The sequence below is a fragment of the Mesobacillus jeotgali genome, from assembly GCF_900166585.1.
GTDB lineage: Bacteria > Bacillota > Bacilli > Bacillales > Cytobacillaceae > Mesobacillus > Mesobacillus jeotgali_A.
This window is the reverse complement of the sequence record NZ_FVZC01000007.1, coordinates 763,370-780,007: the sequence shown is the minus strand read 5'-3', so window position 1 is coordinate 780,007 and position 16,638 is coordinate 763,370. Positions and strand designations below refer to the sequence as shown.

At 44.6% G+C, this 16,638-nt stretch carries 12 protein-coding genes; 1 reads left to right on the top strand and 11 read right to left on the bottom strand.

What is annotated here, in order from left to right:
• Positions 1-14 precede the first annotated feature (14 nt).
• The 3 genes from B5X77_RS05125 to B5X77_RS05115 all read right to left on the bottom strand — a co-directional run bounded on the left by B5X77_RS05125 (position 15) and on the right by B5X77_RS05115 (position 3,336).
• On the bottom strand, positions 15-1,739 hold the full coding sequence (locus tag B5X77_RS05125) for an ABC transporter ATP-binding protein (protein ID WP_079505724.1): 1,725 nt from the start codon (positions 1,737-1,739) through the stop codon (positions 15-17).
• 213 nt (positions 1,740-1,952) lie between these two features.
• Positions 1,953-2,075: an SdpI family protein gene (locus B5X77_RS05120; protein WP_257391740.1), complete on the bottom strand. Its 123-nt coding sequence runs from the start codon at positions 2,073-2,075 to the stop codon at positions 1,953-1,955.
• 85 nt (positions 2,076-2,160) lie between these two features.
• Positions 2,161-3,336 carry a NupC/NupG family nucleoside CNT transporter gene (locus B5X77_RS05115; RefSeq protein ID WP_079505722.1) on the bottom strand — a complete coding sequence of 392 codons (1,176 nt, stop codon included), beginning with the start codon at positions 3,334-3,336 and terminating at the stop codon, positions 2,161-2,163.
• Positions 3,337-4,263: 927 nt separating this feature from the next.
• Here B5X77_RS05115 and B5X77_RS05105 point away from each other — a divergent pair.
• A complete protein-coding gene (locus B5X77_RS05105) occupies positions 4,264-5,622 on the top strand; it encodes an IS1182 family transposase (protein ID WP_079505720.1) in 1,359 nt (452 codons plus the stop codon).
• A 166-nt stretch (positions 5,623-5,788) separates the two neighbouring features.
• Here the strand turns inward: B5X77_RS05105 and B5X77_RS05100 are convergent, their stop codons facing one another.
• The 8 genes from B5X77_RS05100 to B5X77_RS05065 all read right to left on the bottom strand — a co-directional run bounded on the left by B5X77_RS05100 (position 5,789) and on the right by B5X77_RS05065 (position 16,603).
• Entirely contained in the window at positions 5,789-6,421 is a 633-nt protein-coding gene (locus tag B5X77_RS05100) for an SdpI family protein (RefSeq protein ID WP_079505718.1), read from the bottom strand.
• A gap of 1 nt (position 6,422) precedes the next feature.
• Positions 6,423-6,704 carry an autorepressor SdpR family transcription factor gene (locus tag B5X77_RS05095; RefSeq protein ID WP_079505716.1) on the bottom strand — a complete coding sequence of 94 codons (282 nt, stop codon included), beginning with the start codon at positions 6,702-6,704 and terminating at the stop codon, positions 6,423-6,425.
• 521 nt (positions 6,705-7,225) lie between these two features.
• Complete coding sequence (locus tag B5X77_RS05090) at positions 7,226-8,842, bottom strand: long-chain fatty acid--CoA ligase (RefSeq protein ID WP_079505919.1); 1,617 nt, start codon at positions 8,840-8,842, stop codon at positions 7,226-7,228.
• A gap of 46 nt (positions 8,843-8,888) precedes the next feature.
• On the bottom strand, positions 8,889-9,971 hold the full coding sequence (locus B5X77_RS05085) for a CaiB/BaiF CoA transferase family protein (RefSeq protein WP_079505714.1): 1,083 nt from the start codon (positions 9,969-9,971) through the stop codon (positions 8,889-8,891).
• Between the two features lie 24 nt (positions 9,972-9,995).
• Positions 9,996-11,567: a fatty acid--CoA ligase gene (locus B5X77_RS05080; RefSeq protein WP_079505712.1), complete on the bottom strand. Its 1,572-nt coding sequence runs from the start codon at positions 11,565-11,567 to the stop codon at positions 9,996-9,998.
• Positions 11,568-11,758: 191 nt separating this feature from the next.
• Complete coding sequence (locus B5X77_RS05075) at positions 11,759-12,913, bottom strand: thiolase family protein (RefSeq protein WP_079505710.1); 1,155 nt, start codon at positions 12,911-12,913, stop codon at positions 11,759-11,761.
• 42 nt (positions 12,914-12,955) lie between these two features.
• Positions 12,956-14,101: an acyl-CoA dehydrogenase family protein gene (locus B5X77_RS05070; protein ID WP_079505708.1), complete on the bottom strand. Its 1,146-nt coding sequence runs from the start codon at positions 14,099-14,101 to the stop codon at positions 12,956-12,958.
• Positions 14,102-14,554: 453 nt separating this feature from the next.
• Positions 14,555-16,603: a sigma-54-dependent Fis family transcriptional regulator gene (locus B5X77_RS05065; RefSeq protein ID WP_079505706.1), complete on the bottom strand. Its 2,049-nt coding sequence runs from the start codon at positions 16,601-16,603 to the stop codon at positions 14,555-14,557.
• Positions 16,604-16,638 lie beyond the last annotated feature (35 nt).

Genomic DNA, 16,638 nt, shown 5'->3' with positions numbered 1-16,638 from the left:
TTCTTTTTGTTTTTTTAGCACCCTGCCTTCACCTCCCCGAACTGGGAGTTGTATATTGCCTGGTAAAGTGAAGAATTCTCCAGCAAATATTCATGGTTTCCGCAGCCTATCAAGGTTCCGTCTTCCAGCAGAAGAATTTTATCAGCTTCCTTCGCTGTGCTGATCTTTTGTGTAATGATAATCGTCGTACACTGATATTTGCTTATAGCATCCAGCAGTTTGGCTTCCGTTTTTAAATCGAGCGCACTTGTGCTGTCATCAAGCAGAAGGATTTTAGGGTTTTTAATCAAAGCCCGGGCGATGGATAATCGCTGCTTTTGCCCGCCTGAAAGGTTGACGCCTTTTTGCCCAAGAAGCGTATCGTACTGATTTGGCAGTTTCTGAATTGTTTCATGGATTTGTGCGTCAGATGCTGCCTTCACTAATTCCTCATCAGCAGCTTCTTGTTTACCCCACGCTAAATTCTCCTTTATGGATCCGGTGAATAGTAATGCCTCCTGTGGTACGTATCCGATTCCCTCCCTTAGGCTTTTAAGCTTCATCTCCTTTATGTTCCTGCCATCGATCCGGATTTCGCCGCTGGTGACATCATACAACCGCGGGATAAGCTGGAACATGGCTGTTTTTCCTGCTCCGGTAGCTCCCAGGACAGCCACTGTTTCTCCCTGGTTAATTGTGAATGATAAATTTTGGAGGATTGGGATGTTGGTGTTGGGGAACTGGAAAGAAACCTTATCAAACTCAACTTTACCCCTGGTAATTTCGTAACCATCCCGGCTGCCAGCAGTATCTTCAAGATCGATTTCCTCGTTCATCACATCGGTTACACGCTCAGCCGACGCCCTTGCACGGGAAAATACCATGATAATCCATGAAAACATTGAAAAAGCAGCTGTAATCCTCGCAGCGTAGTTCACAATCGCAACCACTTCGCCAACTGACACCCTACCTGACTGAACGTCTATTTTACCAAACCAGAGAACGGCAATAACACTCAGGTTCATGAATAGAAGAAGTACTGGAATGGTTACCTCAGTAACCCTTAAAGCAAATACAGTTCGATCCTTTAGTTTAGTGCTGGCTTTTGAAAATCTTGTGCCCTCGTAATTCCCCCTTGCAAAAGCTTTGATCAGTCTCATGCCCACCAGGTTTTCTCTCATTACACTATTCACTTTATCGAGACGCTTTTGGACACTTTTGAACAAACCTGCTGCCTTTGTCATGATCCAAATGAGGAAAATTAAAAGAGGCGGGATGATGATGACAAATGGCAGGGCCAATTTTACATGAACCGTCATCGCCATGATGATTCCCCCGATCACCAGCAGTGGTGCACGCATCGCAATCCGGAGGCTCATGAAAAAGGTATTCTGCAGCTGGGTCACATCATTGGTGATCCTCGTGATCAAGGAAGAGGATGGAAAATGACTGAAATTCGTGAAGGAAAAAGCCTGGACCTTCGAAAAAAGCTTTTCACGAAGGTCAAAGCCAAAACTTTGCCCTGCATGTGCAGCGATAAACGAATTGGCAATACCTGATGCAAAAGCTAGAAAAGAGATTCCAAGCATGACACCGCCCCATTTGACGACCGTGTCGAGGTCCCTGGCAACTATCCCCTCATCGATGATTTTTGCAATCAAAAGCGGCTGGACAAGTTCAACTGCCAATTCAACGAGCATCAAGCTAAGCGCAATCGCAATAGGGATGCGATATGGTTTTATAAATGAAAATATACTCATGAAGATGAATCCCCCCTGTATCCCATTACCGTTATTTCGTCTTCCGAATTTTATATGTTCTATCATACCCCTTTTGGCTAATTTTTTGAATTAAAAGATAAAAAAAAACAGTCCTTTTGGATTGTCCATTTTTTGTTTCGGTAACATCTTTTGCCATCTTTTGAATAAAAGAAAGAATAAATATATGGTGCGTTGATAGTCAGGACATTCACATTATAGATCACACCCCTCCATTCCAATAAACAGAAACGAAAGAGCCATATAATGGCCACATCCAATTTGAATCAGCCGATGTGTTTTCTTCCAGACCTCGTCATTACTAAGGGTCCACGGAATGCGAATTCCCCAGAGTAAAACAAAAAAAATCCCCTTTCACCTTTGAAATAGGAGAAAGAGGATCCTTTTTTTATCACATCTATTTTTACAGGAATAGTCCTACGATCGTTCCAGTTAAGACGGAACCCATTGTAGCCACTAACAATACCTTTAAACCCACCTTAGCCAACCTGCTTGCCTGTTCACCATTGATCGCTTGTACTGTTCCCAGAATAATTCCAATTGAAGAGAAGTTAGCAAAAGAAATCAAGAATGCCGACACGATACCTACTGTTTTCGGTGACATGTCCGGAATCATTTTCATAAAGTCAAGCATGGCAACAAATTCATTTGCAGCGACTTTAGTACCCATTACAGAACCCGCCCTGACAATTTCAGATGTAGGAATCCCCATGATGAAGGCAATCGGAGCAAAAATATATCCAAGGATTCCCTGGAAGGATAATCCTACTAAATTATCAAGGAAGAAGTTCAGCATCTCAAGTAAGCCAATATAAGTGATGAGCATCGCACCAACGATTAGGGCGGTTTTACCACCAATCAATGCACCGTTTCCGATGGCTTCAAATAATGATTTTTCAGGAATCATTTCTTTTATGTCGATATCCTCGTCCTCTTCTTTCGATACTGGAGCAACCATTGATGAAAGAATCAATCCGGAGAATATGTTAATCGGCAAAGCCACCAGCACAAACTCAGCAGGTATCATTTGCATGTAAGCACCCAAAATCGAGCAAGAAACAGCTACCAATGAAGACGTTACAACAATAAATAAACGGTTTGGCGAAAGTTTGTGCAATTGAGATTGCACGGAAAGAATCGCGGTAGTATCGCCGAATACCATTGAGTTAACCGCTACGAAGGATTCGATTTTAGGAAGGCCAGTAACCTTGGCAACTGCTCCTCCAATGTATTTAATCGCAAACGGCAAGATTCTTGTATAAGTTAAAATCGATAGCAAGGCCGACACGAAAACGATCATCATTAGAACGTTGATAAAGAAATAGTTTTTCCCTGCCAGATCACCGAAAACAAATGCAATTCCTTCGTTACCGAAAGAAAGTATTTTGTTAAATACATTAACAATTTGCTGCAATACTTTCTGACCAATTGAGGTATTCAGCATAAACCATGCTATGAACAACTGCACAGCCAGCATGATGGCGACTGCACGATAGTTAATGTTTTTCTTATCGTTGGACATAATCCAGGCAATGCCTAAAAGGGCCAGGATACCTACGATTGCAATTAAGATTGACATATACTTTGCCTCCAAATCTAAGTTGAGTGATAAATAAGATTTAATAATAGTTAATATTCCTGCCAACTATTCTTTACTAAAATAAAGAATGTTAATCTGTAAAGGCTTACAATCAAAACCCGGTCAGCCTCTAAAGTAAATATTCAAGAACAGAAGCAGGGCAGAGAAAAAATTAGACTAACATAGCAATTAGTTTTCCATTCCTCTCCTTGGCGTTAACGCTTTCATTTCCCTCTTAATGCCTTATAAATATAACACAATAAATGAACATTTGTTAATATAACTTTGAACAAAAATAAAGTTTATTTTTTTCCAAAACAAGAATTATTCACCTAATTCTAACAAAACATTGGAAACAATGATTGTTTTTTAATATTTAAAGAAATTATGTAAAACTTGTTTAAACATTTATAAAATTATGTTCACTTATCGAAATGTTAAGTCAAAGTATTTTGAAATTTTTTTCAATAATTTGATTAATATGATGTTTTCCCTTGAGTCTTTCCAAGCAGCCGAGTTTAAAATCAACATTTTCCATTAAAAAAGGATAGGATTGTCAGAATAAATCCCTTCTGCCGGCCTGATCTCAACTCCCATTTAGTGAATATATTGAATTAAAACCAAAAAACAGTCCTTTTTAGGACTGTCCAGACTGTAGACAAACTTGATGGAGATCGAGCTTGTCTACAGTCTTTTTGGTTTGTGCTGGAATGGGGCCGTTGATTTCCGTTCCAGGCGCTTCGCTTTCCGCGGGGCCGGCGCTGAGCCTCCTCGCCGCCGTTGGCGTCTGCGGGGTCTCACCTGTCCGTCTGATCCCGCAGGAGTCTACGCGCCTTCCACTTCAATCAACAGGATTCCTCAACTTAGTGTGGAACTAACCATAAGTCTCTTTTAAAATAGATACATATAACGCTTGAGGTGATGAAGATGCTTTCGAAAAATAATCCAATCCAACGAGATCAATTAGAGATGGTTGCTTTAGACCAACTGGTTCCTCAGGACCATTTAGTCCGTAAGATGGAAGCAGCCCTTGATTTTTCTTTCATCTATGATTTGGTGAAGGATGTGTATTCCGAAGTAGGTCGCCCAAGCATTGACCCTGTGATTCTAATTAAGCTCAGCTTCATTCAATATACCTTTGGCATCCGCTCCATGCGCCAGACCATTGCCGAAGTAGAAACGAACATGGCCTACCGCTGGTTTTTGGGTTATGGATTCCATGATAAAGTGCCCCATTTCTCCACCTTCGGGAAGAATTACGAACGCCGTTTTAAAGACACCGATTTGTTTGAACAGATCTTCTATCGAATTCTTAAGACCGCAGCGGATAAGAAACTTATTAGTGCTGAACATGTCTTTATTGATTCAACCCATGTAAAAGCAAGTGCGAATAAGAATAAATTCCAGAAGAAAGTGGTGCGAAAGGAAACACGGGTGTATCAAGAGAAACTCCAGGAAGAGATCAATCAGGATCGAGAAGACCACGGGAAGAAACCTTTTCCTCCCGATAAATTCGAGAAGGAAGAAACGAAGGAAATCAAGGAAAGCACGACCGATCCTGAGAGTGGATACTACGTCAAGGACGAGCGAACAAAGCAGTTTGCCTACTCTTTCCATGCGGCATCAGATCGGAATGGATTTGTTTTGGGAACCATCGTGACACCTGGGAATACGCATGACAGCCTGATCCTTGAGCCAATGGTAGAACAAGTGATAGAGAAAGTTGGAAAGCCTAATGCCGTTGCGGCAGATGCAGCCTATAAAACTCCAGCTATTACGAAGTTTCTGATGGAAAACGAAATGACCCCTGCTTTGCCTTATACCCGACCACGGACGAAGGATGGCTTTTTCCGCAAATATGAATATGTGTATGACGAATTTTTCGACTGTTACTTGTGTCCTGCCGGTGAGGTCCTAAAGTATTCGACCACAACGAAAGAGGGATATCGTGAATATAAATCCCCCAAACAGATCTGCGCAACCTGCCCGTTTTTAGGGCAATGCACAGAAAGCAAAGACCACCAAAAGGTGGTAACGCGCCATATCTGGCAGGAGTATGTGGAAGAGGCGGATCACTTAAGGCATACACCAGAAGTAAAACAAATCTATGCGAAGCGCAAGGAAACCATTGAGCGTGTATTCGCAGATGCAAAAGAAAAGCATGGCATGCGTTGGACAACCCTGAGGGGGCTTAAAAAATTGTCGATGCAGGCGATGCTTACTTTCGCTGCCTTGAACCTGAAGAAGATGGCCAACTGGACATGGAGAAGTCCAAAAATGGCCTAAAAGTATAGCAAATAGAGTCTATTTCCTTTGAAAAATCCGATGAGATCCAAAAAGGGGTTCGGAATGAGAGCATTCCGAATCCCTTTTGTCTACAAACTGAACAGTCCTTTTTAGGACTGTCCATTATTGTTCCTGGTTCCCTATCTAGTTCTTTGCATTCAGAGCTTTACAACCGTCTTTTGAATAAAACATACGAATAAATATATGGAGCGACCACAGTCAGGGCAATCACACTGATTAACACCGTTTCCTTCCAGTATACAGGAGCGAAAGTGGCCAATATCATGGCCAGCCCGCCAAAGAAGAAAATTTTTGAAGCAGCCCTATGTGTCTTCTTCCAAACTTCTTCATTGCTAAGGGTCCATGGAGTGCGGATTCCTATGAAAAAATTTGATCGCACCTGCGGCATATAGTTTCCTAGAATCATAAAAATAATCCCGACAACCAATGGGCCGATGCTGCCAATAGGGACATCATATCCTGCCGCATTTGCCAGCACAAGGATGTTGATTACAAAAAAGACTCCAAGTATCGCATTTAATATGATGTGGTAGCTTTTCGAAAAGAATTTATAATTAGCTTTTCTCGGATCCACTTTTGGCAAAAAAGACATAGATATATACAGGATTACCATGATTCCAAGGGTAGAAAACATCGCATTTAGTTTCGAAGCAAACCCATCCGCTTCTCCATTTACATTCCAGTGAATCGGAACTTGTTCGGGCAGCTTTGGAAATGCTATAACCCATGCAAGTACTAGCAGGCCAATCATTGTCAAAGGCAATACATGCTTTTTCATTTTATTTTTCCCCTTCCTGTTCTTTCTTATTTTCTGTAAAGCTGAACGCCCAGCTAATGAGCTCCTGGAAAACTGTCGTATGGAGAGAATAGATAATAAATTGCCCTTTCTTCTCATCCTGAATTAAATTAGCATTCTTCAGCAGTTTCAAGTGTTGGGAAATGCTTGGTTTTGTCATGTTAAAATGGTCTGCGATTTCTCCAGCTGTCATATCCCTTTCCTTTAACAGGTCGAGGATTCTTCTTCTGGTAGGGTCTGAAAGTGCTTTGAATGCTTCATTCAAACTAAAGACCTCCCTTTTTTGGAATTTAAGTATTTAGTTATTTAACTAAATACTAAATCACTTTCTTGATTTTTGCAATGCTTTTCCAAATTAAAATTTTAGGTCGCCAGCGATCTAGATTCAATGAAAGACATGAAGACTACCTTTTAGGCGGCTTGGTTATTGATGCCCTGGATATTTTTTAAGAAATTTCCATTGAGTAATTTTCGGCCGTAAAATTATAAATACACAAAAGATTACGATGTAAAAAGGCGTCCAGTATTTGTTTTTTATCCGGTAAATAATTTATTGGCGAAGTTCACAACTTTATTGGCGATCCTTAATTTTTATTGGCGATCCTTAATTTTTATTGGCGGTATTCTGACTTTATTGGCGAAAATAAAATTTTATTGGCGACCTGGAAATTCTGAACGTTTTTTACCAGTTCATCAATAAAAAAAAGACCCCAACCAAGGTTGAGAGTCTTCCAAAGCGAATATTAATAAAAAGAGTGTAATCGGGGCATAGAAATTTAGGGATAGTTAATTCTGCACCAGATGGTCTTTCAATTGATCCCTTAATGCCCGTTTCAGGAATTTTCCTACTGAGGTTTTCGGAATTTCTTCCATAAATACAACATCATCCGGCAGCCACCATTTGGCGAACTGCGGGGCAATAAAGTCGATCAGCTCTTGCTTGCCGATTTTATCTTTATATTGCTCTTTCAGGACGACACACGCAATCGGACGCTCCTGCCATTGCTCATGGGGCACAGCAACGACACTTGCCTCGAATACAGCATCGTGTGCCATGAAGGCGTTTTCGAGATCAACGGATGAAATCCATTCCCCGCCGCTCTTGATTAAATCCTTTGTCCTGTCAACAAGCTTAATGACTCCTTCTTCGTCTACCGTAGCAACATCTCCGGTGTAAAGCCAGCCATCACGGAATGCATCGGCAGACCGTTCATCCTTGTAATATTCATCCGCAATCCACGGTCCCCGCAGCAATAGCTCTCCCATTTCCTCGCCATCCCATTTTACTTCACCATTACCGCCAATCACTTTCATCTCAAGACCTGGAACCAGAAGCCCCTGCTTCGAACGGATGTCGAGGATTTCATCTTCCTCCAGTCCAACCTGGTAGCTCTTGAGACGGGAAACTGTCGCGAGTGGAGTGGTTTCGGTCATTCCATAAGCGTGGAGGAACGGAATTTTATACTTTGTTTCAAATGCTTTAATCATGCCGCGTGGTGCAGCAGAACCACCACAGACGATCGATCTTAATGAAGTAGTATCATAACTTCCTTTTTCAAGTTCATTCAGCAGGCCAAGCCAGATTGTTGGCACTCCTGCAGTAAAGGTGACCTTCTCCTGTTCAATCAGATCAGCCAGCAGCTTGGGAGTGAACAGCGGTCCCGGCAGAACCTGCGTTGAGCCGAACCAAGTCGCGGCGAATGGCAGACCCCAGGCATTGGCATGGAACATCGGGACAACAGGCAGGACGACATCCGTTTCCGATAAGGCGGCGGTGTCTGCCAATCCAAACGCGAAGCTATGGAGAACGATTCCTCTGTGTGAATAAACTACTCCCTTTGGATTGCCGGTTGTTGCCGATGTATAGCACATCCCTGCTGGTTCGTTCTCGTCCAGGTCCTTCACGAACTCAAAATCCGGGCTGGCGTTCCGCAGCAGTTCTTCATATGAATAGACGGGTTCCAGGGTTGTTTCAGGCAGTTCGTTCTTGTCTGTCATGATGATATATGCCTCTACTGTTTTGAACTGGTCTTTGCTCCGCTCAATCAGCGGCACCAGGTCCTCATCGACAAGCAAAACCTTGTCCTCTGCATGATTGATAATATAAGAGACATGTTCGGGAGATAGTCGGATGTTGATTGTATGGAGTACAGCCCCCATTCCAGGTGCGGCGAAATAAGCCTCCAGATGGCGATGGTGGTTCCAGGCAAAAGTTCCGACCCGGTCGCCTTTTTCAACACCAAGCCTTTCAAGCGCACTGGCCAATTTTCGGGTCCGCTCGCCAATCTCCTTGTAAGTAAAACGGTGAATACCTGATAGAGTCCGTGATATTACCTGCTTTTTCGGAAAAAACTTCTCTGCTCTTTCCAATAGCGATCCTACTGTCAATGGAACATTCATCATAACAGACATTTCCCCTTCCGCTCTGTGGAAAAATATTAAATAAAATTTATTTGCTGCTCTCTGCACCAAGCCATTCTTTTAAAATTTCTTCTGTATGTTCTCCTTTTCCAGGAGGGGACGTTCCCTCTTGGGACGGGAAATCAACATGCATTTTAATCTGGCCTTCAGGCAGGATGAAGCCTTTTTGTCTCCAATAAGGAAACTCTGACAGTTCTCCTGACTCCAGGACAGGAGTCAGGCAGCAGTCGACCTTCATACCGAATTCTGTCCACTCTGGCAGCGGTTTGCTTTTGAACAGCTTAACCAGATCTGTGTAAACGGGATTCGATTCTTCCGCTTCGGAATAATGCGCTGATATCCAATCCTCCCGTCCGACAGCCCGGCAAAAATTGCGCCAGAATTTCGGTTCAAGCGCCCCAAGGCTGACATAGCGGCGATCCTTGGTTTCGTAAATCCCATAGCCAATGACAGTTCCGTTAAGTTCAGAAACGCCATGCTGATAGCCAGTTTCCTTTTCTATCAGCACATGGTTCGCCATTAAGGAAGCCATACTGTCGGCTATTGAGATGCAATGGCAGCTTCCCGTGCCGGTTTTTCCCCTGGCAACCAGTGCTGCAAGAATTCGTTCACTTGCAGCCATTCCGCCTATATAATCAGAAAAAGTATGGGTTGGATGTACCGGTCTTCCTGTATTGTCCTTCATCTGGGCCAGAGCCCCGCTCAAGCCCATGTAATTAAGGTCATGGCTTCCAAGTCTGCTCATTTCTCCATCTGATCCATAACCAGTCACTGAGCAATACACGATTCCAGGATTGACCTTTTTCACGGCCTCATAACCAAGCCCGAGTTTTTCCATCACGCCAGGCCTGAAGCTTTCAACAACCACATCCGCACCCGCAATCAAATCAAGGGCTAGCATTTTTCCTTCCTGATGCTTCAAATCGATCACAATGCTCTTTTTACCGCGGTTATGGGCATTGAATACATAACCTTCGCCAGTGTTCCTGGCAGGGTCCCCATCGGGTGCTTCGATTTTGACGACCTCTGCCCCAAGTTCTTTTAGTCTTAGTGTAGCGAAAGGACCAGGGATATAATTGGTGAAATCGACAATCTTAATACCGTTTAACATGATAGATTAATCCTTTCCATTAGGTTAGGTCGGCTGTCCTTTTGAAAACAATTCCTCCATTTGCTTTCGCAGCATGAATTTCTGGATTTTTCCGCTTGCATTGCGCGGCAGCGCATCGACGAATAGGTACTTTCGAGGCCGTTTGTAATTTGCCAGGCTGTCACTGTTTTTGCACCATTCATCCAGGTCTTCTTCCTTCACCTGTGGATCTTTTTTCACGACAAAGGCTGTTACGGACTCACCCCAGCGGTCATCCGGCTGACCGACAATCGCCACATCAAGGACACCTTTATGGGCATGGAGTACATCCTCGACCTCACGCGGATAAATATTTTCCCCGCCGCTGATGATCATGTCATCCACCCTGTCCTTCACCCAAAGGTAACCCTCTTCATCAAGGTAGCCGATATCGCCTGAATGGTACCACCCCTTGTACATCGCTTTTTCCGTCGCTTCTTCACGGTTAAAGTAGCCGGACATCATGCATGGTCCCTGAACGATGATTTCACCGCTCTGTCCAGGCGGAAGGACTTCTTCCGGGTCTGACGGGCCATCCTCATTCGGCCGGACAATCCTGATTTCATGATTAAGGCAAGCCTGGCCGGCAGCACCAGCTTTAGTGAGCTGATCGTCCTCAGAAAGGAAGGTGATGGCCGGACCCATTTCCGTCATTCCATATGCCTGAACAAGCTTGATACCCAGCTTGTCATGGCAGGCGTGTACTAATGAAGGCGCCATCGGGGCAGCTCCATACAGCCCAAGCTTAAGGCTCTCGAGATTATAGTCTGCCAGATTCTCCTGCAAAAGCATATTCCACATGGTTGGAGCAGCAAAGAACTTGGTTATTTTTTCAGAATCAATCAGCTCAAGCACTTTCTTTGGCGCAAATTGATGGAGGATGACATTGCTTCCTCCGACATGAATCCTCGGGAGGAAAGCACAGTGCAACTCGGCACAATGGAACATCGGGGCAGTTACCAGTCCTTTATCAGTTGCACCCAGCCTGGTGGAACCGATGACAATCAGGCTTTGCTCGACCATGTTGCGATGTTTATGCATAACACCCTTTGGCCTGCCGGTCGTGCCGCTTGTGTACATAATTGCATATAGGTCATTTTCATTCACAGCGACTTTTACAGGTTTCGTACCTGCCGCTCTTACCTTTTCATGATAGCTCTGGGCATAACCAGGCGTATCCTCGTCAATGTACCAGAAGGAGATATGCGGGAACCTGTTTTCAATCGAAGCAATCACTGGTTCCACCGCCCTTTCAAAAAGGACAACCTTTGGTGCAGCATCACTGAGGATAAATGCTACTTCCTCCCCTAACAGTCTGAAATTGATAGGATTGAAGACAGCTCCAATCTTCGCACAGGCAAAAAATGCTGTTCCCAGTTCCTCAGTGTTGAAGGTGAATGTAGAAACACGATCCCCCTTCTTCACTCCTTCCGCAAGAAGGGCATTGGCGAGCCTGTTCACCTCGTCATTCCATTCACTGTACGTAAAGCGGACATTTTTGCGGACATCATAGAGAGCTTCCTTGTTCGGGGACTTCATTACGGTCAGGTCAAAAATCTTGCCGATCGTTGTACTCATTTACATTCCTCCTATTAAAATGCCTATTCTAGCTTTACTGTGTAACTGTATATGAGAGTACCAGGTTGTCATTCTTATAGTTTTTCAATGAAATGGTTACCTATAGTTACATTCGAATTCTTATATCTTCAATAAACTGCTGTTGATTGCTTCTTTCAACACCTTGGTTTTTTTGCACGCTAATATCGCTGTCAATCCAAGCGTTCAATGATGGTTGCATTCGCCATGCCATGTCCTTCACACATGGTCTGCAGGCCAAATCGGCCGCCGGTCCGCTCTAACTCATGCATCATCGAGATCATCAGGCGTGCGCCGCTTGCTCCTAGAGGATGTCCGAGCGCAATTGCCCCTCCATTCGGATTCAGCTTTGAAGAATCTGCCCCTGTTTCTTTCAGCCAGGCCATTGGTACCGAAGCGAATGCTTCATTTACCTCGAATACATCGATATCTTCAAGCTTCAATCCGGCTTTTTTGAGGACTTTTTCTGTCGCTGGAATCGGGCCTGTCAGCATCAGTGACGGGTCTGATCCAACGACAACTCTTGTATGGACCTTGAAGCGCGGTTTCAAGCCCAGCTGTTCTGCTTTTTCACGGCTCATCAACAACAGTGCTCCTGCTCCGTCACTGATCTGGCTGGCGTTTCCGGCATGAATGACGCCGTCTTCTTTAAACACCGTTTTTAAACCCGCAAGAACTTCTGGTGTTGTCCCTTCCCTTGGACCTGAATCCTCTGTCATCAAAGTTGTTTCGCCACTCTCAAGGGTAACCTCCAGCGGCATGATTTCTTTTTTAAAATAACCCTCAGCCTGTGCCTTCAGTGCTCGGCGGTGGCTCTCAGCAGAAAACTCATCAAGTTCTCGGCGGGTGAAACTGTATTTCTCCGCAATCCGCTCTGCGGAAAGTCCCTGGTGGATCATCTCGTATTGTTCACGCAATTTTGGGCTGAAGGGTTTGGCGTCCTGGTAATTTGAACCCATTGGTACTCGAGTCATGTTTTCTACGCCTCCAGCAATGACAACGTCCATATCACCTGCCAAAATCGCCTGGGCAGCAAAATGGACAGCCTGCTGGCTGGAGCCGCACTGGCGATCGATCGTTGTCCCCGGAACTTCAATCGGGAACCCAGCAGTCAAAGCCGCAACTCTAGCAATATCGCCCGCCTGTTCACCTGACTGTGTCACACAGCCAAGGATGACATCCTCTATAAGACTCGCATCAATTCCAGCCCGGTTCACCAACTCTTTCAGAACCTGAGCAGCCAACTCATCGGGCCTGATATTCTTTAACAATCCTTTCCTCCTGCCGACAGGTGTCCTTACACCTTCCACGATTACAACTTCTCTCATCATGATCATCCTTTCTGTTTATTGGACCCTCAACTGTCATCTCTATAATCCTAGATTTTTGGCAATGATTGTCTTCATGATTTCATTCGTTCCGGCATAGATGCTGGCAACCGGGATATCACGGAATCTTCTGGCAATCTCGTACTCTTCCATGTACCCATAACCGCCATGGAGCTGCATGCATTCCCCCGCAATTTTCCGTGCGCTGTCCGTCAGCTTCCACTTTGCCATCGATACCTTTGTGACTACTTCCTTGCCTTCTATATGCTCGGCTATAAGCTGGTCGAGAAAGGCACGGCCCATTTCAATTTCTGTGGCCATTTCAACAATCTTGAACTGGGTATTCTGAAATTTGCTTACTGGTTTGCCGAAAGCTTCACGGCTTTTTACATAATCGATGGTCTGCTTTAACATCACTTCTGCTGCTGTTTGAGCGGCAATCGCCACAAGCAGCCGCTCTTGCTGAAGCTTTTCCATTAAGTATAGGAAGCCCTTTCCCTCTTCTCCCAACAGATTTCCCTTTGGTACCCGGCAGTCTTCGAAAATGAGTTCTGCCGTATCCTGGCAGTGCAGACCTACCTTATTCAGCTTTCTTCCCCGCGAAAAACCCGGTGTATCCCGTTCAACAACGAGAAGACTGACCCCTTTATGCTTAGGATTGGCCTTCGGGTCGGTTTTACATGCAACAACAACCAAGTCGGACTGGATGCCATTTGTAATGAACGTTTTTTGCCCGTTCAGGAGGTAGTGGTCCCCATCAAGTATTGCAGTCGTCTGGATATTAGCTAAATCCGAACCTGTTCCAGGCTCTGTCATCGCGATGGCTGTGATGATCTCGCCGGTCGTACATTTTGGCAGCCAGCGTTTCTTCTGGTCCTCTGTCCCATAGGCAGTTATATAGGGAACAACGATATCATTATGCAATCCAACTCCGACAAGTCCCGATCCCACTCGTTCTAACTCTTCATTGATGACGACGGCAAATCCCCAGTCAACCTCGCTGCCTCCATACTTTTCATCAATATCCGGGCAAAGATAGCCCTGCTCGCCCATTTTTGTCCAGAAGGTGCGCGGGATCATCCTCTCCTCTTCCCATTGTTCGTAATATGGATAAGCTTCTTTCTCTAAAAACTTCCTCAGTGACCTGCGGAAAATCTCATGGTCATCCGTTAAATAAGGGTGTTTCATTGATCTTGTCCCCCTTCTATCATTCTGTTTCCTGCTTCACTCTGTTCAGTTTCTCCCGAAGCGGATATTCAAGAATGTACCCTGGCAATACCCTCTCATTAAAAATCCTTTTCGGGACTTTATTTGCCAATTTTTATCGCAAAATCTTATGCCCTTGTTTGTCTACAACTTTCCCCTGCTTTGGTACGAAGAGCCACCCATCATTACTTGGTATTGCCGTTCTTCCGGATTCTTCTTATTTAAACTTACAAACCCATCCATCAATCTATATGCAATAATTATGCCAATTTTCCGAAAACGATGAATGCAGATTAATACACGCAAGCTAAAAGATGGGGCTGCACACAAAGTGTCCGTAAATTGGACAATGGTTTGGACACTTCGATGCAACCGGAAATAAGCCATAGACATTTCGGGCGTTTTATCTGAAAAGAAAGATATTAATTCAGCCTCTTAAACCCCCAGCTCGTATTTCTTAATTTTTTCATAAAGACCTGAGCGGCTGATGCCCAGCAGATTTGCTGCTCTTGCTTTGTTTCCGTTTGTGTGGCTAAGGGCCTTTTTTATTGCGCCAAGCTCGGCGTCCCTGGCAAGGCTGGTTTTTCCGCTCATGTGGCTGGACAGTTGGGATTTTAGATAGTCTGGCAGGTCCTCTGCCTGAATTTTCCCATGCTCCGCAAACGTCATGGAGCGTTCAAGAACATTCCTCAATTCCCGGACATTGCCCGGCCATCCATAGCGCAGCAGCGCCTCCTTTGCTTGTTCCGATATACCTGTAATGCTCGTTCCCAGCATAAAATTCAGTTCTTTCATCAGGCTTGCTATAAGATGTTGAACATCATGCATGCGTTCCCTGAGCGGGGGAATATTTAACGAGATGACATTCAGGCGGTAGTAGAGGTCTTCCCGGAATTCTCCCTGCTTGACCATGTTCTCAAGGTTACGGTTTGTGGCTGCTATGATCCTTACATCGACCTTTATGCGAATATTTCCGCCGACACGATAAAATTCCCGCTCCTGCAGCACTCTCAGTAATTTTGCCTGAAGAGAGAGGGACATATCGCCGATTTCATCAAGGAAAAGCGTACCCCCATTCGCAAGGTCAAACTTCCCGATTTTACCTCGCTGCTTTGCTCCTGTAAAGGCCCCTTCTTCATAACCGAAAAACTCCGATTCGAGCAGGTCTTCCGGAATCGCCGCACAATTGACGACAACAAATTTCCCGTCTCTGCGTGTACTGCTGTTATGGATGGCGTGCGCGAACAATTCTTTCCCCGTTCCGCTTTCGCCTGTGATCAGTACGGTGGATCTGCCCTTTGCTGCTTTAGCGGCGCTTTTCTTCAATTTATCCATATAAGGATCTTCACTGAAAATATGGTCCCAGGTGAATCTGGCTGATTCTGATTCTAAGTGCTGCTGGTGAAACAGGCTTGCCTTGTTCTCTGCCTTTTGCATTCTTTTGAACAGCTCGCTGACCTCATTCAGCTGGCGGAACATCACCTTGCCAATTGCCCCGATCACCAACCCGTCCTTTTTAATCGGAATCCGGTGGACAAGATAACGAATTCCGTTCGTTTCGTTAAAATCACTGACTTCAGCCGTTTCCGTCTTGAACACATTGCCTAGCAAAAGCTGCGGAAGGACCTGATCTACGGCCTTATTCAATACTTCTGATTTTTTAAGGCCGAACAACTCCAGTAAAGGGGGGCTGACCATTGTAATGAAATTCTTTTCATTCGTCATCAGGATTCCGTCATATGCGTTCTCGAGCGTCGTTTCGATTGTCAGCTTCAGCTTTTTGACTGTCTCGAGTTCCTCTGCCATTTTTTCAATTCCGGAAAGGTCCTGGAATAACAGGATCTTCCCTTCTTCATGGGTTACTGTTTCATATGAAGAAACATGAAGGATGGATTTGAATTTTTTATAATGGTGGGGTTCCTTTTCATCCTTCCAAACTCCAGGAATGACTTCCTCTAGCTCCCTATCCAAAATGGAACCAACATTACGGCCACTGATTTTAGCAAAAGCATCATTTGCAAAGACCACACGGTTCCTGCCGTCAGTCATCAGCACCCCGATTTGGGAATGTTTCAGGATGGTTTCCAGCTGGTCTTTGAGAGTAGTCGCTGACTTTAACAAAGCGACTACCATATCGGTTTTGGTCAGTAAACCGATAACCTTATACTGTTTATCGAGCACTACCCCTGTACCAACTTCGCTCGTTTTAACAATCTGTTCGATCTCACTATAAGGGGTGTCTATCCTGATCGACCTGGCTTCCCTCTTTATGTATGGACGGATTGGCGCATCGAGGGGATTGCCATCCAGTAACATTTGATACAATCCACTGCGGGTAAAAACACCACGCAGTTTACTTTCTGCATCAGCAACCGGCAGGAGATTCCACTTCTTTTCCTTAAAGATCTCCAAGGCACTGTGCAAGGGTGTTTCCTCATTAATTAAACAATCAACAGGAGTGACAATATCCCTGAATTCTAACATTCACTTCCCCCCTCCAGTTAAAGATTTCTGAATAT

Bases quoted from the DNA above. Each gene is read 5' to 3' on its own strand.
- B5X77_RS05125 (WP_079505724.1), bottom strand. From the start codon at position 1,739: ATGAGTATATTTTCATTTATAAAACCATATCGCATCCCTATTGCGATT.
- B5X77_RS05115 (WP_079505722.1), bottom strand. From the start codon at position 3,336: ATGTCAATCTTAATTGCAATCGTAGGTATCCTGGCCCTTTTAGGCATT.
- B5X77_RS05105 (WP_079505720.1), top strand. From the start codon at position 4,264: ATGCTTTCGAAAAATAATCCAATCCAACGAGATCAATTAGAGATGGTT.
- B5X77_RS05100 (WP_079505718.1), bottom strand. From the start codon at position 6,421: ATGAAAAAGCATGTATTGCCTTTGACAATGATTGGCCTGCTAGTACTT.
- B5X77_RS05090 (WP_079505919.1), bottom strand. From the start codon at position 8,842: ATGATGAATGTTCCATTGACAGTAGGATCGCTATTGGAAAGAGCAGAG.
- B5X77_RS05085 (WP_079505714.1), bottom strand. From the start codon at position 9,971: ATGTTAAACGGTATTAAGATTGTCGATTTCACCAATTATATCCCTGGT.
- B5X77_RS05080 (WP_079505712.1), bottom strand. From the start codon at position 11,567: ATGAGTACAACGATCGGCAAGATTTTTGACCTGACCGTAATGAAGTCC.
- B5X77_RS05075 (WP_079505710.1), bottom strand. From the start codon at position 12,913: ATGAGAGAAGTTGTAATCGTGGAAGGTGTAAGGACACCTGTCGGCAGG.
- B5X77_RS05070 (WP_079505708.1), bottom strand. From the start codon at position 14,101: ATGAAACACCCTTATTTAACGGATGACCATGAGATTTTCCGCAGGTCA.
- B5X77_RS05065 (WP_079505706.1), bottom strand. From the start codon at position 16,603: ATGTTAGAATTCAGGGATATTGTCACTCCTGTTGATTGTTTAATTAAT.